General features: G+C 56.8%; 6 protein-coding genes. All 6 read right to left on the bottom strand.

The features are described 5' to 3' along the window. Window positions 1-1200: tryptophan synthase subunit beta (trpB, locus tag AC2FNU_RS24380; protein ID WP_496794038.1), on the bottom strand; the 1200-nt coding region annotated here is incomplete at its 3' end. A gap of 69 nt (window positions 1201-1269) precedes the next feature. Beyond that, window positions 1270-1605, bottom strand: coding sequence for a hypothetical protein (locus AC2FNU_RS24385; protein ID WP_496794042.1), 336 nt, complete (start codon window positions 1603-1605; stop codon window positions 1270-1272). A gap of 47 nt (window positions 1606-1652) precedes the next feature. Continuing rightward, window positions 1653-2294, bottom strand: coding sequence for a phosphoribosylanthranilate isomerase (locus AC2FNU_RS24390; protein ID WP_496794045.1), 642 nt, complete (start codon window positions 2292-2294; stop codon window positions 1653-1655). An 11-nt stretch (window positions 2295-2305) separates the two neighbouring features. Beyond that, window positions 2306-2656 carry a lipopolysaccharide assembly protein LapA domain-containing protein gene (locus AC2FNU_RS24395; protein WP_496794054.1) on the bottom strand — a complete coding sequence of 117 codons (351 nt, stop codon included), beginning with the start codon at window positions 2654-2656 and terminating at the stop codon, window positions 2306-2308. 7 nt (window positions 2657-2663) lie between these two features. After that, window positions 2664-2948: an integration host factor subunit beta gene (ihfB, locus tag AC2FNU_RS24400; RefSeq protein WP_008758048.1), complete on the bottom strand. Its 285-nt coding sequence runs from the start codon at window positions 2946-2948 to the stop codon at window positions 2664-2666. Window positions 2949-3218: 270 nt separating this feature from the next. Beyond that, window positions 3219-3503: S1 RNA-binding domain-containing protein (locus tag AC2FNU_RS24405; protein ID WP_496794049.1), on the bottom strand; the 285-nt coding region annotated here is incomplete at its 5' end.

The following is a 3503-nucleotide window of genomic DNA, read 5'->3' on the forward strand; positions in this document are numbered from 1 at the left end:
CTTCGCTACGGTCTGAACGTCTTTGTCGCCGCGCCCGCACATGTTCATGCAGATCAGGTGATCCTTGGGTAGATCCGGCGCAATCTTCATCACATGAGCCAGCGCGTGAGACGGCTCCAGCGCGGGGATGATGCCTTCGGTCGCACAACACAGTTGGAACGCCTCTAGCGCCTCTTTGTCGGTGATCGAGACATAGTTGGCCCGGCCAATGTCGTTCAGCCAGGAATGCTCGGGCCCGATACCGGGATAGTCGAGACCAGCCGAGATCGAATACCCTTCCAGAATCTGGCCATCATCATCCTGCAACAGATAGGTGCGGTTGCCGTGCAGCACGCCCGGACGGCCTCCGGTCAGCGAAGCGCAGTGCTCCATCTTCTCGTTCACGCCTTTGCCACCGGCCTCAACGCCGATGATATTCACGTCCTTGTCGTCGAGGAACGGGTAGAACAGGCCCATCGCATTCGATCCACCACCAATAGCAGCGATGATCGTGTCGGGCAGACGACCTTCGGCTTTCATCATCTGCTCTTTGGCTTCCTTGCCGATGATCGACTGGAAATCGCGCACCATCGCCGGGTACGGATGTGGGCCGGCTACGGTACCGATGCAGTAGAACGTGTCGCGCACGTTGGTCACCCAGTCACGCAGCGCATCATTCATCGCGTCTTTCAGCGTCCCACGACCCGAAGTTACCGGGATCACCTCAGCCCCCAACAGACGCATGCGGAACACGTTCGGGGCCTGACGCTGAACGTCATGCGCGCCCATGTAGACGATGCACTTCAGCCCGAATTTGGCGCAGACGGTGGCGGTGGCGACGCCGTGCTGCCCTGCCCCTGTTTCCGCAATGATCCGGGTCTTGCCCATACGCCGCGCCAGAATGATCTGGCCCAGCACGTTGTTGATTTTGTGCGCGCCGGTATGGTTCAGCTCATCACGCTTCAGGTAAATCTTTGCGCCGCCCAGATGCTCGGTCAGGCGTTCCGCAAAATACAGCGGTGAGGGGCGGCCCACGTAGTTGGCCCACAGATCGTCCATCTCGGCCCAGAAAGTGGGATCGTCCTTGGCTTTGTTGTACTCCTCTTCCAGTGACAGGATCAGCGGCATCAGCGTCTCACTGACAAACCGTCCACCAAAAATGCCAAAACGTCCCTGCTCGTCAGGGCCGGACATGAAGGAATTGAAAAGATCGTTGGCCATGGGTGTCTCCACTCGTCGTACCCGTTGTTCATAGGAGGTGGCGGCGGGATTTGCCATGGGCAAAACGCATCATTCCGCAACCTGCGTGTTTTGCCGCCAGACCTGAATAGCCTGCTCAGACGTCGGGACACCGATGCAGCGAAAATGATAAAATTGGTTCACATTCGCCAATCGATCTGCCGTCATCATGACGCGGCGATGAGGACCAGACTGCGCGAAGGTCAGCATCGCCTCGATATCGTGCCAAACGCTGAGTGAGAAATAGAGACCGTCTTGCCGGAAAACAGCCGCGTGCAAACACAAAGGATCACCTTTTGCTTGATGATATGCCTGCCGTGCGCGCCAGAAAAACTCGGGCGCGTTGTACCAGTGTTTCAAGGAGATACCCCCGATTGCTGCCAGCATGATCCATCCCTCCGTATCGGGGGATACGCAGCGAATTCGAAATCAGATCACCTCAAAGCGGCAGCAAATTCGCGGATGAGCCCAGCATCCTTTTGACCCGGCGCGCTTTCGACGCCCGAAGAGACATCAACCTGCCGCGCGCCGGTCATCCTGGCAGCCTCAGCAACGTTTTGCGGCGTCAGGCCGCCAGCCAGCATCCACGGGCGCCGCCAATATTTCCGACCGGCCAGCAAGCGCCAATCGAATGCTAACCCATTTCCACCGGGCAATTCCGAATCCCGCGGTGGCTTTGCATCAATGAGCAATTGGTCTGCCACCTCGGAGTACAGATCTATTGCAGTCAGATCCTCAGCTTCGGCTACACCGATTGCCTTCATCACCGGCAGTCCAAAACGGTCGCGGACCTCAGTCACCCTCTGCGGTGATTCCTTGCCGTGCAATTGAAGCATATCCAGTGGAACTGCCGACACGATATCGTCCAGTTCTTCGTCAGTCGCATTGACGACCAATGCCACCTTAGCCACGCCCGGTGGCACCAATTGGGTCAATGCCGCAGCTTGCGCGATGTCCAGATGGCGCGGCGACTTCGGAAAGAAAACAAAACCCACATATCCTGCTCCGGCCTCAACGGCCGCACGCACGTGATCAGGTGCGGTCAGGCCGCAGATTTTGAACCTAACATCGGACATGGGGCTTGGACTCAGCTTGCCTCATCCAGAAGGGCCAGAACGTCATCTTTGCCCTCGTTTTGCTTGCTCTTGAGCTTCTTGACCTCGCGCTCAAGCTTGCGCACTTCGCTTTTCTTCGCCGTTGCGTCACGGCGATGCTTATGTTCACGCATCCATTCCCAAATGAATCCGATGATCAGTCCGGCCACAACGCCGCCCAGAACCACCAGGAATAAGGGAAGCGAAGCGGTCAGGTTGAACCCCAGCAACTCAGCCAGCGGGTCCGGCATCAGTTTCAGTTCAACCGACTCAACATTGGCCAGAGAAACTGAAATCAGGATGATCCCAAGAGTCCCAAGAAAAGCGTATCGAATGTAGCGCATCATAGGGTCAGGCTTTACCGTTCAATCGATCCCTTAGCAACTTGCCAGTTTTGAAAAACGGTACACATTTTTCCTCGACCTGAACCGTCTCGCCGGTACGTGGGTTCCGGCCCACACGCGCATCGCGCTTTTTGACCGAAAACGCGCCGAAACCACGCAGCTCGACACGGTCGCCACGTGACATGGCATCGGTGACTTCTTCGAACACTGTGTTCACGATCCGCTCGACATCACGCTGATAGAGATGCGGGTTTTCGTCAGCGATTTTCTGAATCAATTCTGAACGGATCATGCGTGATACCCTCCCAGGCAGCCGGTGTGTCAGGTCTACTGATTTGACAGTATAGGAAAAAATCCGGTTTGGGGGAACGGATACTCTGCGCGCTGATGCTTTATTTTGCCATATTCTCACGCGAATTTTTGCCGGACAGGGGATTTTCCACACTTAAAGCGCGAACAATACCGCAATTAAGCAAGTCATTTGGAACATATTGATTCGCAACAAAAACGGCCCCGCACTTCCGTGCGAGGCCGAAAAACTTACTTGGGATGCGCCCCGGGCTTAGTCGCCCGACTTCAGCGCCGCACCAAGGATGTCGCCCAGCGAAGCGCCCGAGTCGGACGAACCGTACTGTTCCACGGCCTCTTTCTCTTCGGCGATTTCGCGTGCCTTGATCGACAGGCCCAGACGGCGGGTCTTGCTGTCAACGTTGGTGACGCGGACGTCGACCTTGTCACCGACCGAGAAACGCTCGGGGCGTTGTTCGGCGCGGTCACGCGACAGGTCCGAACGACGGATGAACGATTTCATGCCTTCGTACTCGACCTCGATGCCGCCATCTTCGAT

The sequence above is a fragment of the Ruegeria sp. BHSB064 genome, from assembly GCF_059613205.1.

Excerpts from the sequence above, each read along its gene's own strand:
- AC2FNU_RS24390 (WP_496794045.1), bottom strand. The coding sequence starts at position 2,294 with ATGTCCGATGTTAGGTTCAAAATCTGCGGCCTGACCGCACCTGATCAC.
- AC2FNU_RS24385 (WP_496794042.1), bottom strand. The coding sequence starts at position 1,605 with ATGCTGGCAGCAATCGGGGGTATCTCCTTGAAACACTGGTACAACGCG.
- AC2FNU_RS24395 (WP_496794054.1), bottom strand. The coding sequence starts at position 2,656 with ATGCGCTACATTCGATACGCTTTTCTTGGGACTCTTGGGATCATCCTG.
- ihfB (WP_008758048.1), bottom strand. The coding sequence starts at position 2,948 with ATGATCCGTTCAGAATTGATTCAGAAAATCGCTGACGAAAACCCGCAT.